This is a genomic window from Flavobacterium sp. (genome assembly GCF_046296355.1).
Lineage (GTDB): Bacteria > Bacteroidota > Bacteroidia > Flavobacteriales > Flavobacteriaceae > Flavobacterium.
In genome coordinates this window covers 11,779-35,383 of record NZ_JBKBLM010000015.1, presented here as the reverse complement: position 1 = coordinate 35,383, position 23,605 = coordinate 11,779, and the positions used below count along the sequence as shown (strand labels likewise).

Here is a 23,605-nt window from a genome sequence, read left to right as displayed (position 1 = left end):
TATATGAAACACTGGGTTGAAGCCGCTCGAGTTAGAACTTTACCACTTTCGGTATCGGGTATTATTGTTGGAAGTTTTTATGCGATGTCACAGGGAATGTTCAATTGGAACATCGTTATTTTTGCGTTGCTGACCACTTTAGGTTTGCAAATTCTGTCCAATTTTGCCAATGATTACGGCGATGGGGTAAAAGGCACGGATAACGATGACAGAGTTGGGCCAAAACGCGCCATTCAAAGCGGACTCATAACTCCGCAAGCCATGAAAAAAGCGATGGTGATTACAGCTTTGATTACTTTGGCTTTTGCGGTTTTGCTAATCTATTTTGCTTTTAAAGAAAGTTATTTGTTGTATTCTTTTGTCTTTTTAGTATTAGGGGTTTTGGCAATTGCTTCTGCGATTCGCTATACCGTTGGAAAAGGTGCTTACGGTTACCGAGGTTACGGCGATTTATTTGTATTTATCTTCTTCGGATTGGTGAGTGCTTTTGGGGTTTATTTTATGTTCTCGAAAACTATTGATTGGTTGCTGTTGTTGCCGGCAACGGCCATTGGCTTTTTGAGTGTTGGTGTTTTAAACCTAAACAATATGAGGGACGAGGAAAGCGACAGAAAATCCGGAAAGAATACTATTGTGGTCAAAATGGGTGGCGCAGCGGCTAAAAAGTACCATTTCTTTTTGGTGATTTCGGCTATGGTTTTGGTGTTGCTGTTTGCCTTTTTGAATGATTTTCACTTCGACCAATATATTTTTGTGGTTGCTTATTTCCCTTTGATAAGTCATTTGATTACCGTTTATAAAAACCAAAATTCTAAACTGTTGGATCCCGAATTGAAGAAGTTGGCCATCAGCACTTTTTTGCTTTCAGTTCTTTTGGCCCTGTGTCTGATTTTCTTTATTTCAGATGTTGTGGTGAATTACGTTTAATTAAAAAAATGCAGTCATGAAAATTACATTTTATGGGCATTCTTGTATCGGAATTGAAGTAGGTGGAAAACATTTACTTGTTGACCCATTCATTTCCGGAAATGAAAAAGCGGCTCATATTGATATCAATGCTTTAAAAGCAGATTACATCCTAATTACACACGCTCATTTCGACCATATTTTAGACGTTGAAGCTGTGGCGAAAAACAATAATTCCGTGATTATATCCAATTGGGAAATCGCGACTCATTTCGGAAACAAAGGCTTGCAATACCACCCAATGAATCAAGGCGGAAGCTGGCAGTTTGATTTTGGTAAAGTGAAATATGTGGCTGCTGCGCATTCGAGTTCGTTTCCTGACGGAACTTATGGCGGTAATCCCGGCGGATTTGTAATCGAAGGAGAACACAAAAATATTTACATCTCTGGCGATACAGCTTTGACCATGGATATGAAATTGATTCCGATGCGAACGAAACTCGATTTGGCCATTTTTCCAATCGGGAATTGTTTTACCATGGATGTTGAAGATGCAATCATAGCGGCTGATTTTGTCGATTGTGACAAGGTTTTAGGTTGTCATTTTGATACCTTCGGATTTATCGTAATCAATCACGACGAAGCCAAAAAGAAATTCTTCGATGCCGGAAAAGACTTGATGCTACTCGAAATAGGAGAAAGTATTTCGCTTTAATAATATTAATACAGAGAATGAGAGTGTCAGTTTTGGCACTCTTCTTGTTTTAGGAACGAAAAACATCTTATGAAATTTTCAATTTTAGGATTACTATTGGTCTGTACCTCTTTAGCTTTTGCACAAAGCAACGAAGGCTTTTGGGACAATATCAGAACGACTAATGAAACTATTATACTCAATGCCGGAAAACGAAAAGCCATCAAAACAGCCGATTTTCCTGTTGGTACTACTGAAGTAGTTTATCGCATTTCGCTTTTAGATGACAATCAAAAAATCAGTTCGAGTTTGGTTTCTGTTTTAAAAGCTATTCCGGATCCAACAGGAATTAGTCAAGGTGCTGCCGGAACGGTGTTTTTGCTTTCTTCTATTTCAGGGGATGACAAGTGTAAATTTTATGTATTTACCAATGAAAATGACGCTTTGCAATACGAAAAAACCGGTGTTGCGAGCAATGCTTGTGTGTCTCAAGAAGAACCGGTAAACAAGGCCGCCAAGCTCCTAACAGAAAAATCAAAATGCATACCTCAAGGCATACAGAATCTGTGGTTTGGATTTCAAAGCGACAATTGGGTGATGAAGGAAAAAATTATTTTAGAAGTCGTCCCGTGGGTTAATTATAATTTGCGAAGTGGTTGGACAGTGGAAAATAGAAAGAGTCTTTTAAAAGAAATTGAGCAGTTGGAGATTGCCAAAAAAGTATCCAACAAGAATTTGTTTTTGGGGAATTTTATGGAAGTCTTTATTGCCAAATATGCTTACAGTGACTATAAAAAGCTATTACCGGCTGAAAAAGCTAAGGCTATGGATGGTTTTGCTGAAGAAAGTCTGGTGAAATCAGGGCAATTAAATAGTTACTTAGAAATGGTCAGAAGTGAAGCTACAAAGCTTAATTTTAGTAATAAATCTGAAGAAGCGATTCTTAAAATCCAAAAGGAAATCATTGAGAAAAACCGTGCTAAAGCCATTGATTATGGTTTGTTGGGCACTTTTTATTTATCTTCCAGGCAATTTGTAAAAGCGGAAGAAGCTTATTTGAAAGCCATTTCCATGAATCCATCAGAGTTGAATTATCGATTGCAATTGGCGCATATTTATATGTATACAGACAGAGTAAATAAGTCCAAAGACCTTCACAAAAAGTACCAACAAAACAATTTGGCCAACCACAAAAGTTGGATCGAACAGACCAAAATTGATTTTGAACAGTTTAAAAATAATGGCTTTGGTACCGAAAATTTCAAGAAGATTTTACGCGTTTTAGACTAAAAAAATGACTGCAACTTACCATAAATATATCCTTCATTTCAAACAGGCTTCGGGTACTTCTCGGGGCGTTTTGACCGACAAAGAAACCTGGTTTTTGGTACTCGAAAAAGACGGTAAAAAAGGCATAGGCGAGTGCGGTATTTTACGCGGATTATCGGCTGATGATCGTCCAGATTATGAAGAAAAATTGCGATGGGTTTGTGAAAATATTCACCTTGGCCAGGAAAAATTATGGCAAGAATTGATAGAATTTCCTTCGATTCAATTCGGAGTAGAGATGGCTTTTTTATCTTTAAAAAGTGAAAATCCGTTTGTTTTATTTCCGTCAAAATTTACGTCAGGCGAAAAATCCATTGTCATTAACGGACTCGTTTGGATGGGTGATGAAGCCTTTATGAAACGTCAAATTGAAGAGAAAATTGCCCAAGGATTTACCTGTATAAAAATGAAGATTGGTGCCATAGATTTCAACAAAGAAATCGAATTATTGCGCTTTATTCGCCAAAATTTTGATGAAAAAACCATCGAGATTCGGGTTGATGCCAACGGTGCTTTTGCTGAAAATGAAGCTTTAGATAAAATTAATCAAATAACTGGTTTTAAATTACATAGCATAGAGCAACCGATTCAAAAAAATCATACTGACATGATGTCAGTTTTGTGTAAAAGCACTAATTTGCCCATTGCTTTGGATGAAGAACTTATCGGGGTGTTTTCTTTTGAAGAAAAAGAACAATTGCTCCAAAAAATCCAACCGCAATATGTCATTTTGAAGCCGAGTTTTATCGGTGGTTTTCGCGGCACTTTAGAATGGATTTCTCTTGCCGAAAAGTTCAATATCGGTTGGTGGATTACTTCCGCTTTGGAAAGCAATGTGGGTTTGAATGCGATTGCCCAATTTACTTTCGGACTCAATAATCCGATGCCGCAAGGTTTAGGAACCGGAAGTTTGTATACCAATAATTTTGATTGTCCGTTGCAAGTTTCACAGGGCCAACTTTGGTATCAAAATGAGCTCGATTGGAAAATCGATTTAGACTATTTAGAATGAAAAAAACCTGCTCATTTGAACAGGTTTTTTTGCTTTAGAAAGTTACTTTCCCCAATCAATTTTTCTGGAGAAATACATCACGGCTCCGAGGATGAAAAATAAGCCAATACTTCCCACCAAAAGCGCATAATCTTCCATTTGGATAATCACATAAATGAAGGTGTACAAAACGGAAAGTGACGTCGCAATAAACAGCGGGAATTTTCTATTCTTCAAAATCGAAATCGAATAGAGTGTAATCATAACTACCACCGCAATTCCGGAAATAGCATAAGCTAAACTAAAACTACTGTGTTCAGTAATTGAAATCAATAAAGTGTAAAACATAATCAGCGCAATGCCTATCATTGAATATTGAAAAATATGAATATTGATTTTGCTTATCGATTGAATTAAGAAGAAAATCAGAAATGTCAAACCGATTACTAGGAAGCCATACTTGGAAACACGCTCGTTTTGCTGATATTCGTCGACTGTTTCAATAAATTTTACGCCAAACAGATAATCATCCAAATTGGGTAAAACATTCGCGTATTGCTGCGAAAACGTGCGGTTTATGTCTAATACTTTCCAATCTGCATGGAATCCGTCTTTGTTTACGACTTTCGTAGTGTCATTGGCGGCAAACGAACCTTCGAAACTTGGCGATTCCCAATCGGAGTCAATCCCAATATTGGTTACTTTTCCAATCGGAATGAAGTTGATGCTGTTACTTCCGTTATAAGTAATGCCAAAATTAAAATTGATTTGGTTATTGGCGGCTAAGACTTTGTAATCAAAAATATTGGTAGCCAAAACGCTGTAATCGCTTTTTTCATCCGGTTGTGGTTCAAACGTTAGTTTTTCATTGTTGAGCTGGATTTTTAGCTCGCTTTTGATACTTTTCAAATTGGTAGTTTTGACAATGATTGCGGCTTTGTCCCATTGAATGCTCTCTTCCGGAATATTGAGTTTGGCAAAATTAGGCGCGGTGAAATTTCCTTTAAAGTTCATGTCTGCCGTAAAAACTACCGGGTTAAAAAGACCTCGTTTAAGAGATTCATTTTTCTTTACTTTAGAAATATTGTTCAATTCATTCGGGAAGAAATAAGCGTAATTAGTGGTTGCTCTTCTTTGTAAAGTGGTTACACCGGTTTTTTGGTCAATGACATTTAGATTCTCGTAAGTATTATACGGAATTCTTAAAACCGGACCGTAAAAAGAGACGTTGCTTCCCCAAAGAGTCGACACTTCATCGACAACTTCTGATTTTCGTTGGGAACGTTCTTTAATCAAATCTTGAACAAAGAATAGCGGAATGAGTAAAAAGAGTGTGAGTGCGCCAACCATAATCATTTTGGCGGTTGTGGATTGGAAGAATGTTTTTTCTTCTGTAATTTGGTTTTCTTGAAATTCTTGATTTTCCATGGTGTAGTGTTTTAAATAAGATTAAAATTTGTTAAATATTATATAGAGGTAAAATAATGCAATTGGAATATTGGCCAGTATAATCAACATTTTGACAGTTAAAGCTTCTCGATCTTTGGGTTGTGTGAAAAACTGAAAGAGTAAATACAGAAAAACTGCCAGATTTATCAAAAAAGCGAAAAGCAAATAGAAATAACCGATGAAATAGAGCAATCCAAATTCCGGAAGAATGAAATGCATTAGAAATAGCAATGTTCCGATACCAAAAGAACCCATCGCTAAATAGGTTGAAAATTGTCCGGGAGTTTCAGTTTTGTCAATGAGTTGTGTTTCCATGATTATTTAATATTAAAAGTGGTTTGAATATTTTGAACCGTAAGGTGGAGCATTTTTTTAAATTCTAAATCATGGAATTGATGCGCCGATTTACCTCTTTTATAAAAATCTAAAAAGGTATTGAATCGGTTAGGGTAGAAGAGTGTACCCATGAAAATCACCATATACAAATAGGCGCTTTTTTTCCCGTTGCCCAATAAATAATATTGCATTCCGATTTCTTCAATGACTGAAACTCCGGTGTTGGTCAACACATGAATGACATCGTGATCTTCGAGTTTGGGTTGCATTTCGAAATTGTATTTTAGCAAAAAGCAACCCATATGAAAGCCCAAACTTTCTTGTGGATACTGAATCAGTTCTTTGGGAGTTACGTTCCAAGGTTCGTTCTTTTTAAAGAATTTTTGGTAGGGCTTTTTGCTCCACTCATACATTTTTTCGATAATTAAATCTCTCATAAATTAAATTAAAAGTACTTTGAAATTCAAAGTAAATGAATAAAAAAATAGCTTAGCTTTTCGATATTAATTTTTCAAGCGCTTCAATGTGATCTTGAAAGGCTTTTTTTCCGGTTGCCGTAGCGATGTAACGCGTGTTGGGCTTTTTTCCGATAAATTGTTTTTCAATCATGATGTATTCTTCGGTTTCTAAGGCTTTAGTGTGACTGGCTAAATTGCCGTCAGTTACACCGAGTAATTCCTTGAGCATATTAAAATCGGCACTTTCGTTGACCATTAATACCGACATGATCCCCAAACGTATTCGGTGGTCAAAAGCTTTGTTGATATTTTGAATGAGGTTTTTCACTAAATTAATTCCTATCGTATTTATAATGCATCACAGCGCCGTAAATGATATGGCAAATTCCGAAACCTAGTATCCACACGTACAAACCGTATCCTGAGAATTCTACGGCGATTAAGCCTAAAATGATTTCGGTGATACCCAAATAACGAACGTCTCGCAAAGTATATTTACTGGCATTGACACAAGCTAATCCATAAAATATCAAGGAGATAGGCGCAATGAGACCGTAAATTCCATGTCTCAATAAAAGTAAGCACAAAATACCGCCGGTAAACAACGGAATACAAAAATTAATTAACAGTCTTCTTGACGATGGATTCCACACTTTTTCCCCAACTTTTTTCGCTTTTTTGACGGTCAGCAAATAAGCCGTGATTAAGGATAAAACCAATACTGCCAAAGCAACCGCTATGATTAGTTTGAAGGTCGTGCTTTCCAAAGTGATGTACTTGGTATGGTGATTGTCGATTAAAAAGTTGACTGCAATGGCACCGCCAAAAGCATACAATCCGGCTAGGATACCCGATAAGCCGCTTAGCGAGATAAACTGACTAGATTGCGCCATCATTTGTTTGATGTCTTGAATGTCTTTTAAATAATCTTTAGTTTCCATATAAAAGTACTTTGAAAAACAAAGTAAGTAAATAATTTTTCCGCAACCAAATGTTTTTTCATTTATTTTTGAGAAAAATTAATCCTATGAACAAATTGCTTTTCGGATCCTTATTTTTCCTGACTTCTTTAACATTTGGTCAAACCAAAGACGAGCAAATGTTGAAAGACATCTATAAAATGGCTTTGACCAATTCTAAAAGTTATGTGTGGCTTGACGATTTGTCGAATAAAATCGGGCATCGTTTGTCCGGTTCTGCCGGCGCTGAAAAAGGCGTACTTTATTCCAAACAACAATTGGAGACTTTAGGTTTGGATAGGGTTTATCTCCAAGAAGTGATGGTACCCAAATGGGTAAGAGGCGAAAAAGAAACCGCTTATATTTTAGATCAAAAAAATAAAATCAGTGTTCCTATCTGTGCCCTTGGCGGTTCTATAGCTACGCCAAAAAACGGATTAACAGCAGAAGTTATAGAAGTAAAAAGTTTGAAAGAGCTTGAAACTTTGGGCGAAGCCAAAATTAAAGGTAAAATAGTTTTCTATAATCGTCCGATGGAGCCCGAGAATATTGATGCTTTTGTATCCTACGGCCGATGTGGCGACCAAAGAAGATCCGGAGCCCAAGAAGCAGCAAAGTTTGGCGCTGTTGGTGCTATAGTTCGTTCTCTCAATTTAAGATTGGATGATTTTCCGCATACCGGAGCTACCAGTTATGGCAATTTACCCCAAGAAAAATACATTCCAACGGCTGCTATAAGTACGAATGGTGCCGAATTGTTAAGCCAAAAATTGAAAGAAAATCCAAAACTCAACTTTTATTTTAAGCAATCGTGTCAACAATTGGAAGAGGTTCTTTCCTACAATGTAATTGGAGAAATCAAAGGAACAGTTCATCCCGAAAAAATTATGGTGGTAAGTGGTCATTTAGATTCTTGGGATTTGGCCGATGGTTCACACGATGATGGCGCCGGTTGTGTTCAAAGCATGGCGGTTTTGGAGCTTTTTAAGAAACTCAACTACCAACCTAAAAATACCATGCGAGTGGTTTTATACATGAACGAAGAAAACGGTGGAAGAGGCGGAAAGCAATATGAAGCAGAATCCAAACGCAATAATGAGAACCACATTTTTGCCATGGAAAGTGATGCGGGTGGTTTTACTCCCAGAGGTTTTTCTTTGGAATGCGATGAACCTAATTTTACCAAAGTCAGAAGTTGGATACCGCTTTTTGAACCTTATTTGATTCATCTTTTTGTGAAAGGTCACACGGGTTCGGATATTCATCCGTTAACGTCGACTAAAATAGTTAAAGCCGGTTTACGTCCCGATTCACAGCGTTACTTTGATTACCATCATGCCGCCAATGATACTTTTGATGCCATCAATAAAAGAGAATTAGAATTGGGTGCTGCTAGTATGGCTGCTTTATTATATTTATTTGACCAATATGGCATTGATTAATTGAAACCAACCGAATTATACATACTCAACCAACCCGAAAAGTATCGCGACATTTTGCTGCATATTGTCGCAGTAGTTGAACATACTTTGCCCGAGGCAAATTTGGAATTCAAGTGGGGAATACCTTATTTCTATTACAAAAAGAAACCGTTTTGCTATCTTAATGCGAGTCACAAACACCAATTTGTAGATGTTGGTTTTGCCAAAGGTTTTCAGTTGAATAGCCAACAACAGCATTTAATTGCAGACAACGGCAGAAATACTATAAAATCATTGCGTTATTATGCTTTAGATAAAATAGATAATGATATTTTAGTTGCAGTTATTGAAGAAGCTAAGACTTTATATTAAAAAAAACGTCCCGATAACCGGGACGTTTTTAATTTTAGTTTTGACCTATTTTATAAATCCAACCGGTTTTGGCTTCGGTTTCATTATTGAATTCAATCACGTAATAGTAAGTGCCATCCGGTAATTCTTCTCCTTTATCGGATTGACCTCTCCATTCGTCACGGTATTGGTTTTTACTGTAGACTTTCATTCCGTAACGATTATAGATACTAAGATTTTTAACATCGAGTAAACTCAAATCAAAGAAATCATTGTTACCGTCATTATCGGCAGAAATACCTTTTTGTATGTCACAATAAATTCTGTCTAATGTAATCGACTCGTTTCTAAAACAACCATCCGGAGTAGTTACGGTCACGTTAAATGATATAGGCAATTCTTCTACAGTAGTAGTCGAATTTAAATATTGACTAACATCAAATGTGTTTGCGTTCGAACCTACCAACTGTTGGTTACTGGTAAACCAAGCAAAACTTGCGGCATTAACATCAAAAGATGCATTGACTGCAGCAACCTCTAAAATGAAATTATTTCCGACACAACTTCCGGTAATTTCAAAATCAAAACTACTTTGTACTGTTACAGCTAGACTTCCGTTGGTAGCACATTGATTCGCATCAGGAACAAAAGTATAAGTTCCAGAAGTTGTATTGTCAATTTCTGCCGGTGTCCAAGTCCCGGTAAATCCTTCTAAAGAGTTAGTTGGTAGAGCCGGAGCTGTACCTCCAAAACAAAGTTCCGAAATAGCATTAAAAGTTGATGTTACCGGTTGATTAACCGTAATAGTAAGCGTTGTTGATGTAGGACATGGAATGAAGTTCGCTTGGATTAAAGAAATATCATCAAGTGAAAAGTCATTTCCATTAGATTGAATATTCCTGTCATAGATAGCAATTTGCGCTGTTGTGCTAGAACCCGAATTCCAAGTATAAGAATATTGACCGCTTTCACAATTGTTTCCTGGTGCAGTTGTCATGCCTATAGAGACCCCATTTATGGTAACTTCTGCGATGGCAGGGTTTGGCATAGATACAGTTTGTAACCAATAACTAAAGTTATAAGTTTGATTAGGTAGAACTGTAACCGTTTGAGACCAAACGATATCATTCCCACCATTTGTTGTAGAGCCATCAACTACCATCATATTTCCTCCTGATGGTGAATTACTGTTACAAGCCGGGAAGAACTGGAACCAAGTATTAGCTACAGCGACAATTCCATATGCTTTTTGTACTCCGTTTAGGCCGGCATCAACAAGGTATTGATAATCTGTGTTAAAGCCTGAGTTTCCGGCAGTAAAGTCACCATTTACAACTAAGTTAGTTGGTGAAGGATTAACTGCGTTCGGTGTAAAAGTATAAGTTGTTGTAGCAGTATTATTCAATGCTGGTGACCAAGTACCAACTATACCTTCAATTGAATTGGTAGGCAGAGGATTTAATGGGTCTCCTGAACAAATTGGCGATACAGGACTAAATGTTGGCTGTACTAAAGGATTTACTGTAATAGTTAAAGTTCCTTGCAGAGCACATTGACCAGAATTTGGGGTAAATGTATATGATCCCGATTGTGTATTGTCTATGTTTCCCGGATTCCATGTTCCTGTTAATCCTTCCAATGAAGTTCCAGGAAATGCCACAGTTTGTCCATTACAAATTGAGATTGGAGTAAATGTTGGTGTAATTGTTGGATTTACAGTAATGGTGCCTGTTAAAGCGACTGTATTACAACTATTAGAAGTGCTTAAGCCATAGTTGAAAATACCGGATTGGGTCGGAGTTCCACTAATAGTGAATACTCCTGTTCCTGAATCAAATGTACCGGTCACTCCGGAAGGAAGACCTGTAACGTTAACACTATCAGCATTAGTAGCAGTGTAAACTATGTTGGCAATAGCAGTATTAATACAAATATTTTGACTGTTGTTGTTTGAACTTAAAACTAAATTTGTTGAAGGCGATAAAGAAACCATTCCTGAAGTTGGCAGCGAGCTGCATCCAGTAGAAGTAACGGTAACAGCATCAAGGAAATTACCAACAGAAGGATTTCCGCCTGTACTGGATACAGATACAAATCGCAAACTATAGTTGTTACCTCCGATAGCCGGAATAGTATAAGTTAAATTGTGTAAAACCCAAGCGGTATTACCGTCAGTAAAGTTGCCTAAACTAACATAAGGTCCACCAACCGGTCCAATTTCAACCCTAACAGTATCATTACCTTGACGGCCACGGTGAGCGAAGGAGATTTGTAATTGTGAACCCGGACTTGTGGTAAAATCTTGGAATATTGTAGCAATTGAATTTCCGTTCATTTCAATAAACTGCGTGCCTTGGTATGCAAAAACATTTTCAAATCCGGCAGCAGGCCAAACTTCCAGAATTCCGTCAGCTGCAGTTGTGTCCCAACAAGGAACTACATTTTCATTCAACATATTAGGAAACTGACCTGTAGCGGTTGGACTCTCAAAACTACCATTACAGAATTGAGTTGCTATAGGAGTTGCCACAACAGTATATGTTCCTGGAACAGTAGTCACAAAACTGGCAACGTTACCCGGATTAGTAAAACCGGCTGGAACAGTCCATACATAATTATAAGTACCCGGAGTTTGCGGTGTAGCAGTTACAGTTGCTGTTTGATTATTACAAATAGCAGTACTATTAACTGATACTACAGGCGCACCCGGATTAATTAAAGTTACTGTATCGCTAGAAGTTACCGTACAATTCGCCGTGTTTAGATTAAAAGCAGTATAGACACCGGCATTCAATCCTGTTAGTGTGATTTGTCCGTTGACATCTGAAGTAAAGTTTGCAGGACCAACCAAAATGGTGTCATCCGTGTAGGTTACCGCATAAGTTTGATTAGGAATCAAATTACTTATAGTGATTGTACCGGTATTTCCATTACAAGTCAAAGGGTCTGTTCCGGTTACCGGGGCTGTCGACGGAATATTAAATGTGATAACATCGGTAGAGGTAAAGGAACAACTGTTAACCGTAAAACTGAAGTTTGAATAAGTTCCGGCATTTAATCCGGTTATCGAATAAGCTCCTGTGTTATCAGTTGTTATTGAAGTTGGGCCAACCGTTGTACTATCATCTGAATAAGTCAAAGAATAGGTTGTATTAGGAGCCAAACTTCCAATAGTAATTTCCCCATCATTTGCAACACATGTCGTTGGTGTTATAGAAGTAAAGGTTGGATTGGCTTGTAAAGTATAAGTCGCAATGTAATTAGCTCCGTTATTATTAATCAGGATAGTGTCATCACATTGGGTGGTTGAATTAACATCTCCGGTTACATCATAATACACCTCGAGTATATATTCTCCAGCTGGATAAGCTGTCAAATCAATTGGGAGTTCAGCATCGGTCAGTACTTTTTGCCATTTCTGATCACCTGTATTACATGGTCCACCACTTGGGAAAGAGCCACTAACACAGTCATCTAAGAAAGGTAAATCCATCACAGCAAAAGTTCCCGGAGTTCCGGAAGCAGGATAAATTCGGTAATATAAACGAGCACTACAAACATTAGCTGTAGCAATTTTAAAGGTTTTAACTTCTGCGCCTCTTAATTTAAAAGTATTGGAATAGGAAACATAAGTTCCGAAATCTGTGTTCGGGAAAATATTTTGGGCAGGTCCAATGATAGAAGCACCAGAACCCACAGTATTAAAGAAGTCTCCGGTTTGACAATTGGTTAACCATACAGCACTAGCATAACTACCAAAAGAGCAATTCTGATAAACAGTCACTGACATAGTAGTAGTTGTAGCACATTGATCAGCATCCGGTGTAAAGGTGTAAGTCGCTGTTTGGGTATTGTCAACTACTGACGGTGACCAAGTTCCTGTAATTCCGTTCAATGAAGTCAAAGGTAAAACCGGAGGTGTATCTCCGCTACAAATAGGTGCCGGAGACAAGAAAGTTGGCGTATCTAAAGGGTCAACAGTTACATTCACAACTACAGCTGTGGCACATTGACCCGCATCAGGGGTAAAGGTATAAGTTCCTGATTGGGTATTGTCAATGATTAAAGGATTCCAAATACCGGTTATATTATTGTTTGATAATGTAGGCAATATTGGAGATGTTTCACCATTACATAAAGCCGGAATAGTATCAAAACTTGGGTTAATTATTGGATCAATAGTGATTGAAACAGTAACAGGTGAAGAACATTCACTCGTATCAGGCGTAAAAGTATAACTTCCGGATTGTGTGTTATTGACTAAAGCCGTTGACCAAGTTCCGGTTACACCATTATTAGATGTTGTTGGTAAAGCAGGAATTGTTTCACCTTCACAATAAGGCCCAAAAGTATCAAATACAGGAGCGTCATCATTATTCACGGTTATAGTAACAAAATCGGATACATCTTGAGGACAAAGGGTATTACCATCTGTTGATGTCGCTGTGATTGTATAAACACCTGAAGCTGTTGGAGTAAAAGTTATATCACTTCCCGTGGTCGCGCTAAGGCCTGTTGTAGCCGGTGATGAGGTCCAATTATATGATCCGTTTCCGCCGACTGCATTTAGATTTACAGTATCACCTAAACATAGGGTGTCATCTGAAGTTGTCGCATTGACTTGTGTTTGAATACCGCTATTCGCTGCAATAACATAATCACAAACGTCACCTCCAAAACCATCAATCATGATGTAATAAGTATTTCCAACGACAAGTCCATTAGCTGAAATATTGGTAGAACCTGATGGAACTATACCCGGACTCCAGCATGTAAATTCGTTTACCGTTCCAGAACAATTTGTAGCACTAAAAATCATAATCTGTATACCGCCATTATCTGTAGAGCTTGTTACCCAAACATCAAATGAAATAGCGGTTGAAGTAGCTACAAATGTCAAGAAGGAGTTGTTTTCAATTGAACCACAAAATGCAGTGTTTAATTGTGACCAATAATCTGCAGTGTAAGTTGAAGAGGTGCTTCCACAATACCCATTTAAATTACAAATAGGTGTTGCTGTTTGACACGTATTTCCTGCCGGCTGATTGTTAATACAAGTTGGCGGTGGAACAGGAGTAGTAATACATATGTTAAAGGTTGAATTTTGATTCGGAGTTGAAGTGTAAGAATAAATTCTTATGTAATAAACTTGTCCTACGGTTAAATTATTGGCAGTGCTACTGTTAGGGTCGCTACAGTACAATTGGGTTAAACCTCCACAACTACCGGTGTATAAAACATGGAATAAATCCTGAGTAGATCCGGCTACATTTAATAATGAGATTATATGTTGTGTACTTGTAGCCGTAAATTGGAACCAAACATCATCGTCATCGGTCCCGAAACAAGTGTTTCCTTGAGTAGAGGCAGTAGCACCCGTTAATGCTCCAGAAGCTGTAAAGGTACAAAAAGTGGCTGGATTTACAGGAACTATTATGGCATTGGCGCATTCGTCATTGGTAATCAAGGTGGTAAAAGTCACTTTGTTTGACCACAAACTAATATCAGTTGTGCTACAAATGGCTCTTACATACACATCATAAGAGGTGGCTGAAGTCAAACCATTAACTAAGTATGGATTGTCTGTAGTAGTAATTCCGGAAGCAGATGCTAATGGTGCAGGAGAACCAGCCGGTAATAATAAAACTTCCCATGTTGTGGCAGTTCCAACTTCTGTCCATGCAATACTTGCACTGTTTTGTCCAATAGCAGAAATATTGACTGCTGTTGGTTTCGGACAAGTTGGTGGTGGCAAACACAATATGGTAGCATCCCAACCGGCCAAAGTTACTGAAGTATCAGAGGTAAAGACAAAAGTCAAACATCCGTTAACAGCACTCGAAGTAAAGGATGGAGGAAGTGTAGCTCCGGTAAAATTGCCAAGCAGAGTAGTGCCGGTAGCGCTATTTCCATCATAAATTTTTAAATAGTCAAATCCACTTTCCAAGTTGAAAGTATTGAAGATAACCGTAATTTGATCACCGGGCGTATCCGGACAAATTACAGTTGTAACATTGGCACTGTTATTATAAACTCCTGTTGCTCCACCGGTGTCATAAAAATGATTGCCGGCGCAATAATTGGCCGCGGTAGAAAACAAATAAGGACCTGTCCAAGCACTAAAAGTTCCGTTGCCACAATCGGCTCTAACATAAAACTGATAATTGGTTCCGGAAGTTAATCCCGAAATAGGATTGGTTGTATTGCTGCTGGTTTGGGTACCCGAACCTGTTGGGATTGCCGAACCTGCCGATTGCACCACATACTCCCAAGAAGTAGCAGCACCGGGATTTGCCCAACTTATATTGGCTCCGTTTTGACTGATTCCCGTAGCATTTAGAATGGTAGGTGGTGGACAGTTAACGGTTTGCAAGGTTAAAGTATATCCAGTAGTTTGTGGTGATGCCCAAGTAGAAATCACAATATAATAAGTAGTTCCTGCGGTAACCGTTAAGTCAAATGTTCTAACTCCGGTATTGGAATTACCAACTCCGGCAATACAACTAACACCAATATTGGCACAACTGTTATAAACAAATATTCCCGAATAGGTTGCTGTTGGGGTCATCGTAACATTAATTACACCATTGGCAGTCGCAGTATAGGCATATACAACATCATTACCGTTGAGGTAACCATTTGCAGCACCACAAGAAGTTCCCGGTACACCTTCGATAGCAGTATTATCACTGTAGTTTGAAGTGTTATCAGTTGTTGAGTATGGTAAAGTGCCAATAACAATCGGAGCAGCACAACTTATACCAGGGGAAGTAGTTGAGAATAAAAAAGGCCCAACCCATAGACTGCTTCCGCCATTGCTACAAAGTGCTCTAACATAATATTTATAATCCGTGGATGGCGTGAATGCTGTTCCGGTTGCCGTAGCGGTAGCATTATAAGGCAAAATCCCATTATATACTACACCCACTCCGGTAAAAGTACCTGCAGCCGGTAAGATTTCAATTTCCCATGAAGTGGCTCCACTAGGATTGCCCCAACTCAAATTGGCTGAGGTTTGTGTAATTCCCGAAGCTGCAAGTGTGGTAGGATCCAAACATTGCTCTATGATGCTAACATTATCAACTAACCAACGGTCTCCATCCAAGGTAGTTAGCGGTTGGTTGTATATTTTTACAAAAGAGACATATACCTGTTGTCCGGCATAGGCTGATAAACTAACTACTTTTTCTTCATAAATATTGTAGGTAGTAGTCAAATCTACTTCTGTCCATTGGGTCACCAATGTATAAGCTCCAGGATCGGTTTGTGAAGCATTGGCAGGCGCTACTTTTATTTGGTAAATTGTTCCTTGGTTACCGGTAGTAAAACTTCTGGTGTAAAAATGAAGCTGCCCGTTTGTTGGAATAGTAACCAATGGCGTTGCCAAATAGTCTTCAGAAGTATTTCCTTGACCTATATTTTCTCTGTTTACATAAGCGGCATTAGTCCCTTGATAAACAATAGGAGGTGTAGGTGGTGTCGTTACAGAACTGTTGATTCCCCATCGTTGTCCGAGGCCAATTCCATTGTCAAAGACTGCCCAGTTTCCTGTGCCCAATGTCCAAGTGGTTGATGGTAATCCGGTAGGTCCGGTGGTTGATTCAAATCCTTCTAACGCTAATTGGGAATACCCACTTATGGAAAAGAAAATGATTAATAATAGTAATGTAATTTTTTTCATACGGGTTGGTGTTAGGTTGGGTAAATAAAAAAATTATACTTTAAAAATGCCTCCAAAGGCTATGATTCTCTGTAAAAAATAAAAATGTTGCGAAGCACTATCAGACTTACTTCCGGTAGTTCTAATGTCATTCATGTCAATGTAACCCCCTTTTAATTCTGCTTGAACAAAAAAGTGTTTGAAAAAAGTAAGGTTTAGCCCCACTTTTGCAGAAACACCATAACCGGCGGCATGAAACTCGTCATATCTTTCTTTGCCCAGTAACTTGGTGTTGGTTTTTGGATATAAAAATCCGGCACCTAATCCTTCTGTAATATTGAGTTGAAATTTATCCGTATTGCGAATTTTAAAAAGCTTTGAAATATCGTCAACTCTCGAAAATTCGGTGTTCACATAATTCAAACCATCGGTATGTTCAAAAGTTAAAAAATCTTCAGTCAATGTTATAGGTTCGTTGTTGTATGTACCGTCAAACGCAGTTCCTTCGTTGATATCCCCGGAGATGTTAACCACCTGATTCTGATTCATTACATATTTCATGTGGTCAAATCCAATAGAAACATTATAATGATCATTAATAAAATAACCGACCCTCAAATTGGTTTGCGGAATCGTCATTCGTGCCGGATTCACATAGTCAATTTGCCAACCTTTTGGTTTATCTCTGGCTGTTACGTCATTCAAAGTAAAATTGTAATTGTCTCCTTTAAAATGAATATCTGATTTAGAATAGCTTTCTCTATTTCCACCCCAAAACACATACATTTTACCTTTGTTCTGGGCGGTGTATTTATCAGGATTGGCTGTTTTTTCTTGCGCTGAAACGGTTTGTGTTAAGGCATAAATTGTCAAACATGAAACAAAAAATATTTTTTTCAAGGCTTAGATGAATTTAAAAATTAAAATGAATTGATTGTTTTTCTGATAGCTACTAATCTTGTCATTAACCCTTCAAAATAGTCTAAGTGTAACATATTGGCACCATCGCTTTTGGCATTAGCCGGATCAAAATGGGTTTCAATAAAAATCCCGTCTACTCCAACAGCTATGCCGGCTTTGGCAATGGTTTCAATCATATCCGGTCTTCCGCCGGTTACACCTGTGGTTTGGTTTGGTTGTTGTAACGAATGGGTAACATCAAGAACCGTAGAAGCATATTGTTGCATTGTTGGAATACCGCGAAAATCAACAATCATGTCTTGATAACCAAACATGGTTCCCCTATCGGTAACCATCACGTTTTGATTATTGCAATCTAAAACTTTTTGAACGGCATGTTTCATGCTTTCCGGACTCATAAATTGTCCTTTTTTCAAGTTGACCACTTTTCCGGTGTTGGCAGCTGCCACAACCAAATCGGTTTGGCGAACTAAAAATGCCGGTATTTGTAAAACATCAACATAGGCAGCAGCTATCGCCGCATCTTCATTGGTATGAATATCAGTTACAGTTGGAACATGAAAAGTTTCCGAAACTTTGCGAAGAATTTTAAGCGCTTTTTCATCGCCAATACCCGAAAAACTGTCAATTCTGGAGCGATTGGCTTTTTTAAATGAGCCTTTAAAAACGTATGGAATTTGTAATTTATCAGTGATGCCAACTAACTTCTCGGCAATTCGCATCGCCATTTCTTCACCTTCAATGGCACATGGTCCAGCAAGTACAAAGAAATTTCCACTATCGGTATTCTTGATTTGTGGAATGGTATTTATATTCATAAAATTTCAGGTTTTAAAAACCGCTAAGTTATGAATAATTTAGTTACTTTATATAGTTATTTTGTTAAGTTATTTTTTGAGGCTAAGCCCAACAGGAACAAGTAAATATCCTCTTTCATAAATGTTTACATAAAGTTTTATCGGACTCTTTTGGCCTTCCCATTTCAGTTCGTAAATATCTAAAAAACCGGCACCAATTTCTGTTCTTTTGGTTGGAAACGGACAGCAGCTTTCCAATTTGGTAAAAGTTATTTTTTCTCCATTTGGTCCGGCCAATGCTCTGAGATACCTTTCGGCGTTGAGGTTTTCGTCTTTGGTATTTTTATAAAAAACATTTATAGGATAATCCGGGTCGTAACCGTATTTTTTGTCTTTGCTGTATTCGGTTAATACAAAAGCATCTCCTTTTAGAGTCGGAATAGGCGCATTGTCATCCACATTTTTTAAAGTGGAACGGGTACTGACACAAGAAGTAAATAATGAAATCAGTACAACAAATAGAGAGAGTTTGGTAAATATTTTCATGATTGACTGTTTTTTTTCGATAATACAATAATCGTGCTATTTATTTTTTGTTTCTAATCATTAAGGCAACAATCGATCCGGCTATAGTACCCATTGATAATTCAGTATAGATGCTTTCAATGATAAAACTTCTTAGGTTAAAATAACTTTTGGCCGCTTCAAGTGTCATGTGGTATTTAATCAAAGGACTTTTTGTTTTGTATTCAATGGCGGTTTCAAAAAAATGAGGTGTAATACTTTTGTAGATAACCAATTGCGCAAAAGGCAGGAGCAAAGCAATAAAAAAAGACAAAATAATACCGGTCACAAATCCCTGTGTCCAAGTCATTTGATTGTTAAAAAAATACTTCTTTTTTTCTCTCAGGGCCAAATAAAAAAACAAAAAAGCGGGAAGTGCAAAAAGATTAGTATAAATAATGTATTTGTCAATGTGTTGGTCGTGTAGTCCGATAAACTTCTCACCGATAGCCCATGCCAATACTAGAAGTATGTAGCGGAGCGTCCATTTTATTTCTACAGAATAGTTTTTCATTTTAGGGTTTGTTTGAAGGTCAAAAATACTTTATTTCAATAAATTTTATACCGCCAAACACTTTAATATTTCTATTTTTGTAAAAAAAAGTTAAATGGAATTTATTACTCACACTTGGCATTGGGCTATTTCGGGTTTTCTAATCGGAATGGTTATGCTGACCCTAAATTATTTCGGTAAAGTTTTCGGCATGTCCTCCAATTTGCGCTCTTTGTGTTCAATTACCGGTATTGGGAAAAAAGTACCTTTTTTCGACTGGGATTGGAAATCACAACGCTGGAATTTGGCTGTGGTTGTAGGCGCAATGATTGGCGGTTATGTGGCGGTGAATTTTCTAAGCGATGCTTCGAATGTGGATATTAACCCCAAAACTATTGAGCAATTAGCTACTATGGGAATTGAAGCACCCAACGGTAAATTATTACCTGACACTCTTTTTGGAAGTGCTATATTCCAATCGCCTAAAATGATTTTTATATTAATCGTTGGCGGCATTTTAATCGGGTTTGGTTCGCGTTATGCCGGAGGTTGTACTTCGGGTCATGCCATTTCAGGTTTGAGTAATTTGCAGTTGCCGTCTCTTAAAGCGGTAATTGGGTTTTTTGTCGGCGGATTGCTTATGGCGCATTTAATTTTACCTCTAATTTTTTAAGACATGAATTTATTAAAATATATTATAGTAGGTTTTATTTTCGGCATTATTTTAACCAAAGCAGAAGCGGTTTCTTGGTATCGAATTTATGAAATGTTTCAGTTCCAATCCATTCATATGTATGGCATCATCACCGTTGCTATTATTACGGGTTTTATCGGACTTCAATTTATCAAGAGAAAGCAAATCAAAGATATTAACGGCAAACCAATTTATATCCAAGACAAAGAAAAAGGCAATGCACGCTATTGGATAGGCGGTATTCTTTTCGGATTGGGTTGGGCTATGGTTGGCGCTTGTCCCGGACCCATTTTTATCCTGCTGGGCGCCGGATTTTTAAGCGTAGGACTGATATTAATAGGCGCAATTTTCGGCACTTTCTTATATGGTGTGCTGAAAGATAAATTACCACATTAATTACCATAAATAAAATAGATATAAGCGTTCCATCATTGGGACGCTTTTTTTGTATCATAAATGCGCTGTTTTGACAATTCCTCTTTTAATATGTATATTAAAAAATCCGAAACTTTCTTAAATCCGTATATGAATTTAATGTAAAATTTATTCTCGCCTTTTGTTAAATATTTCACATAAAAAAGCCAAATATCATCACTTAAAATAAATAATAATTCGATAAAAGTCCAAATTTCACTATTAAATGCAACAAAAGCGCAGTTCATAGAGTTTTTGTGTCAAACGTCGGAAAAAGTGTAGGTTTTTGTAGTTAGGGCTTAATTTTGCTGAAGTTTTACATTCCAAGTCTAGCTAAAACAGCATTTATGAAAAAGTTATTATTTTTATTAGTTATCATTTTAGGTTTCTCTTATGAGATTTCTGCTCAATGTACTTTAACCGGTTCGCCCAATGTTAATTCAAGTACTGTTACTTGTAGCACATTTTCGGGTTGTACCACTATTTACATTGGAGACGGAACCAATCCGACTAATGTGGTGATGAATCAAAATTTAAATTTAAGTTGCTACGGCGCCATTCAGTTTGTAATTAGAAATAATGCCAACATTGATTTTTCCAATGGTAATTACGATTTGACCTTAGCTGCCGGTTCATCTATAGTTGTAGAAAGCGGTGGTAATATCAGTGCCGGTAGTAATTGTAGTGCCTCTGATTTAATTAAAATCGGTTCAATAAAAGTGGCATCCTGCAACGGAAGCGGAGGAGCAGTTACAGATTTTCCTAATCTAGTATCCAATGGAGGATTTAATGTAGTGATTGCTTCAGCAACAGCTATTTGTGGTTCAGGAACTTCAACTATTACAGCTTCTCAAAACCCTGCGCCAACCTCGTCAACTACTTTCAATTTTTACACAGTAGCTTCCGGAGGAAGTCCAATAGCTACTTCAACAGTAACTTCAAGTCCATACACAGTAACTTACACCACCGGAACATTGTCTGCAACCACAACTTATTATGTTGAGGCTGTTACCAATTCAAGTGGTGTTACAACCCCAAGAAAAGCGGTACAAGTAACAGTTAATACAATACCGACTGCTCCAAATCTAACAATAACGCATCCCACTTGTAGTGTAGCTACCGGAACTATTACCATTAACAGTCCGACTGCTTCAGGCATGACTTATAGCATAAACGGTTCAACTTATACCAACACCACCGGAGTTTTTACATCAGTAGCTCAAGGTACTTATAATGTTACGGCAAAAAGTGCATCGGGTTGTATTTCATCGGTAACTAGCGCTACTATTAATGCCCAACCCATTTCGCCGTCACAACCAACAATTGGTGGTTTGACACAACCATCGTGTACTTTAACCTCAGGAAGTTTTACTGTAACCAATTATAATGCGAGCTACACTTATTCAGTTTCTCCTTCTTTAGGCGTTACCATATCAGGTTCTACGGTTTCGGCTCCATCCGGAACTTACACCGTTACAGCCACATTAGGTTCATGTTCTTCAATAGCTTCCGGTAGCGTTACTATTTCACAACAACCGTCCAATACTTGGAACGGAACTGTTTGGTCAAATGGCACTCCGACATTGGCACAAAGATTAATTTTTTCAGGAAATTATACTTCCTCAGGAAATATTTCGGGTTGTAGTTGTAGTGTGACTTCGGGAACAGTAATTTTTAATGCCGGACATACTTTGACTATTGCCAATGAGGTTAGCATAAATCCAGGAGGTTCTTTGACCTTTGAAGATACTGCCAGTTTGGTGCAAACCAATGATTCCGCTGTAAATTCGGGCAATATTACCTATAAAAGAAATACAAATCCAATGAAGTTGTATGATTACGGATATTGGTCATCACCCGTGAATAATGCAACGCTAAGCCAATTGGCCGGTGATTCTTATTTTTATTTTTTTAATCCAAGCATTAATAACTACGTTTATCAAACTGAAGGAACTACTATGGCTTTAGGAGTAGGTTATCTTTCAAGAGCGCCTGAAAATTTAGTTTATAATCCGACATTAATCTTGCAATCTACCTTTATTGGTACCCCTAATAACGGCATCATTTCAACACCAATTGTAAAATCAATCGGAACGAATAATTTGATTGGAAATCCTTATCCTTCGGCAATTGACATTGATTTGTTCTTAACCGATACGGCTAATTCCGGAATCGTAAACGGAACCATTTTTCTTTGGACACACAATACAGCCATTACCAATAATAATTATTCGGTGAATGATTATGCTAAATACAATTTGACCGGAGGCGTAAAAACGGCAAGTGCCGCACTTTCAGGCGGAGTTGTTCCAACAGGGAAAGTCGCAGCCGGACAAGGTTTCTTCATAGAAGCCAATACCGCTTTGGCTAACGGAACGTATTCGGCTACTTTTAAAAATTCGATGAGAATTTCAGGAAACAACAATCAGTTTTTCAGAACCAATAATACCGTAAATAATGATAATGGCGGTTCAGTTTCTCAGACTTTAGAAAAACACAGAGTTTGGCTTTCTATTAGCAATAATGAAGGCGCTTACAATGAAATGTTAGTAGGATACATCCAAAACGCCACGAATGATTTTGATGCCCTTTTTGATGGAAAAACTACCGTAGTAGGAAATCCGGTTTCGATTTACACCACGGTTGGAACAACAGATTTGTCTATCCAAGGGAAAGCTTTGCCTTTTTCAGAAGTAGATGTGGTTCCATTTGGATACTCGACTATTATTGATGGCGAATTGACCATCAGTTTGGAAAACTTTGACGGCTTATTTAACAATCAAAATGTATATTTGTTAGATAATGCCACCGGACTTTACTACGATTTAAAAGCTGGAAATTATACCTTTACAACTATTAGTGGTACTTTTAATGACCGATTCGAATTAAGATATGCTACTCAAGCTTTGGGAATTGATTCAAATACAGTTTCAGATAATGACATTAAAGTAGTTTCAAATAATCAAGGGCTGTCTGTTTATTGCGCTTCAACTCCAATAACTAAAGTGGAAGTATTTGATGTTTTAGGCAAACTTTTATTCAGCCAAAATAATATAGAAACCAATGCCTTTGAATCAGTTCAATTGCAAAGCGTTTCACAAATGCTTTTGGTAAAAGTAACTTTAGAAAACGGACAAACACATACAAAGAAAACGTTGATACAATAAC

The 23,605-nt window shown here is 37.6% G+C and carries 19 protein-coding genes; 9 read left to right on the top strand and 10 right to left on the bottom strand.

The annotated features are described in order from the left end of the window. Nucleotides 1–3: 3 nt before the first annotated feature. The 4 genes from menA (at nt 4) to ACK4HO_RS07775 (ending at nt 3,941) form a co-directional block, all read left to right on the top strand. The gene (gene menA, locus ACK4HO_RS07790) at nt 4–927 is read left to right on the top strand and encodes a 1,4-dihydroxy-2-naphthoate octaprenyltransferase (RefSeq protein WP_409664614.1); all 924 of its coding nucleotides are present in this window, start codon (nt 4–6) and stop codon (nt 925–927) included. Nucleotides 928–943: 16 nt separating this feature from the next. Continuing rightward, nucleotides 944–1,621 (top strand): metal-dependent hydrolase, encoded by a 678-nt coding sequence (locus tag ACK4HO_RS07785; protein WP_409664612.1) that lies wholly within the window; start codon nt 944–946, stop codon nt 1,619–1,621. A 69-nt stretch (nt 1,622–1,690) separates the two neighbouring features. Beyond that, the gene (locus ACK4HO_RS07780) at nt 1,691–2,890 is read left to right on the top strand and encodes a tetratricopeptide repeat protein (RefSeq protein ID WP_409664610.1); all 1,200 of its coding nucleotides are present in this window, start codon (nt 1,691–1,693) and stop codon (nt 2,888–2,890) included. 4 nt (nt 2,891–2,894) lie between these two features. Then, entirely contained in the window at nt 2,895–3,941 is a 1,047-nt protein-coding gene (locus ACK4HO_RS07775; protein WP_409664608.1) for an o-succinylbenzoate synthase, read from the top strand. Between the two features lie 42 nt (nt 3,942–3,983). On the opposite strand, the gene creD is transcribed toward ACK4HO_RS07775, so the two are convergent. Genes creD through ACK4HO_RS07750 form a run of 5 tightly spaced genes read right to left on the bottom strand, consistent with a single transcriptional unit; the run spans nt 3,984 to nt 7,104 of the window. After that, nucleotides 3,984–5,348, bottom strand: a complete 1,365-nt coding sequence (creD, locus tag ACK4HO_RS07770) for a cell envelope integrity protein CreD (protein ID WP_409664606.1) — start codon at nt 5,346–5,348, stop codon at nt 3,984–3,986. 21 nt (nt 5,349–5,369) lie between these two features. Then, nucleotides 5,370–5,684: a hypothetical protein gene (locus tag ACK4HO_RS07765; RefSeq protein ID WP_409664605.1), complete on the bottom strand. Its 315-nt coding sequence runs from the start codon at nt 5,682–5,684 to the stop codon at nt 5,370–5,372. Nucleotides 5,685–5,686: 2 nt separating this feature from the next. After that, a complete protein-coding gene (locus ACK4HO_RS07760; RefSeq protein WP_409664603.1) occupies nt 5,687–6,142 on the bottom strand; it encodes a hypothetical protein in 456 nt (151 codons plus the stop codon). A gap of 52 nt (nt 6,143–6,194) precedes the next feature. Continuing rightward, nucleotides 6,195–6,491, bottom strand: a complete 297-nt coding sequence (locus ACK4HO_RS07755; protein ID WP_176307452.1) for a winged helix-turn-helix domain-containing protein — start codon at nt 6,489–6,491, stop codon at nt 6,195–6,197. Between the two features lie 4 nt (nt 6,492–6,495). Beyond that, entirely contained in the window at nt 6,496–7,104 is a 609-nt protein-coding gene (locus ACK4HO_RS07750; RefSeq protein ID WP_409664602.1) for a hypothetical protein, read from the bottom strand. A gap of 86 nt (nt 7,105–7,190) precedes the next feature. On the opposite strand from ACK4HO_RS07750, the gene ACK4HO_RS07745 reads away from it, so the two are divergent. Both ACK4HO_RS07745 and ACK4HO_RS07740 read left to right on the top strand, forming a co-directional pair. After that, a complete protein-coding gene (locus ACK4HO_RS07745) occupies nt 7,191–8,564 on the top strand; it encodes a M28 family peptidase (protein WP_409664600.1) in 1,374 nt (457 codons plus the stop codon). After that, complete coding sequence (locus ACK4HO_RS07740) at nt 8,565–8,915, top strand: DUF1801 domain-containing protein (protein WP_409664598.1); 351 nt, start codon at nt 8,565–8,567, stop codon at nt 8,913–8,915. Nucleotides 8,916–8,949: 34 nt separating this feature from the next. Here the strand turns inward: ACK4HO_RS07740 and ACK4HO_RS07735 are convergent, their stop codons facing one another. The 5 genes from ACK4HO_RS07735 to ACK4HO_RS07715 form a co-directional block, all read right to left on the bottom strand. Then, nucleotides 8,950–16,575: a gliding motility-associated C-terminal domain-containing protein gene (locus tag ACK4HO_RS07735; protein WP_409664596.1), complete on the bottom strand. Its 7,626-nt coding sequence runs from the start codon at nt 16,573–16,575 to the stop codon at nt 8,950–8,952. Nucleotides 16,576–16,608: 33 nt separating this feature from the next. Beyond that, complete coding sequence (locus ACK4HO_RS07730; RefSeq protein WP_409664594.1) at nt 16,609–17,454, bottom strand: hypothetical protein; 846 nt, start codon at nt 17,452–17,454, stop codon at nt 16,609–16,611. 20 nt (nt 17,455–17,474) lie between these two features. Next, the gene (gene kdsA / locus ACK4HO_RS07725; protein ID WP_409664593.1) at nt 17,475–18,293 is read right to left on the bottom strand and encodes a 3-deoxy-8-phosphooctulonate synthase; all 819 of its coding nucleotides are present in this window, start codon (nt 18,291–18,293) and stop codon (nt 17,475–17,477) included. A gap of 69 nt (nt 18,294–18,362) precedes the next feature. Further along, nucleotides 18,363–18,818, bottom strand: coding sequence for a 2-dehydro-3-deoxyphosphooctonate aldolase (locus tag ACK4HO_RS07720; protein WP_409664591.1), 456 nt, complete (start codon nt 18,816–18,818; stop codon nt 18,363–18,365). A 40-nt stretch (nt 18,819–18,858) separates the two neighbouring features. Then, entirely contained in the window at nt 18,859–19,350 is a 492-nt protein-coding gene (locus tag ACK4HO_RS07715) for a DUF4199 domain-containing protein (RefSeq protein WP_409664589.1), read from the bottom strand. A 94-nt stretch (nt 19,351–19,444) separates the two neighbouring features. Between ACK4HO_RS07715 and ACK4HO_RS07710 the strand changes: the two genes are divergently transcribed. The 3 genes from ACK4HO_RS07710 (at nt 19,445) to ACK4HO_RS07700 (ending at nt 23,604) form a co-directional block, all read left to right on the top strand. After that, nucleotides 19,445–20,002: a YeeE/YedE family protein gene (locus ACK4HO_RS07710; RefSeq protein WP_409664587.1), complete on the top strand. Its 558-nt coding sequence runs from the start codon at nt 19,445–19,447 to the stop codon at nt 20,000–20,002. 3 nt (nt 20,003–20,005) lie between these two features. Beyond that, on the top strand, nt 20,006–20,419 hold the full coding sequence (locus ACK4HO_RS07705) for a DUF6691 family protein (RefSeq protein ID WP_409664585.1): 414 nt from the start codon (nt 20,006–20,008) through the stop codon (nt 20,417–20,419). A 365-nt stretch (nt 20,420–20,784) separates the two neighbouring features. Beyond that, entirely contained in the window at nt 20,785–23,604 is a 2,820-nt protein-coding gene (locus ACK4HO_RS07700; protein ID WP_409664583.1) for a T9SS sorting signal type C domain-containing protein, read from the top strand. Nucleotide 23,605 lies beyond the last annotated feature (1 nt).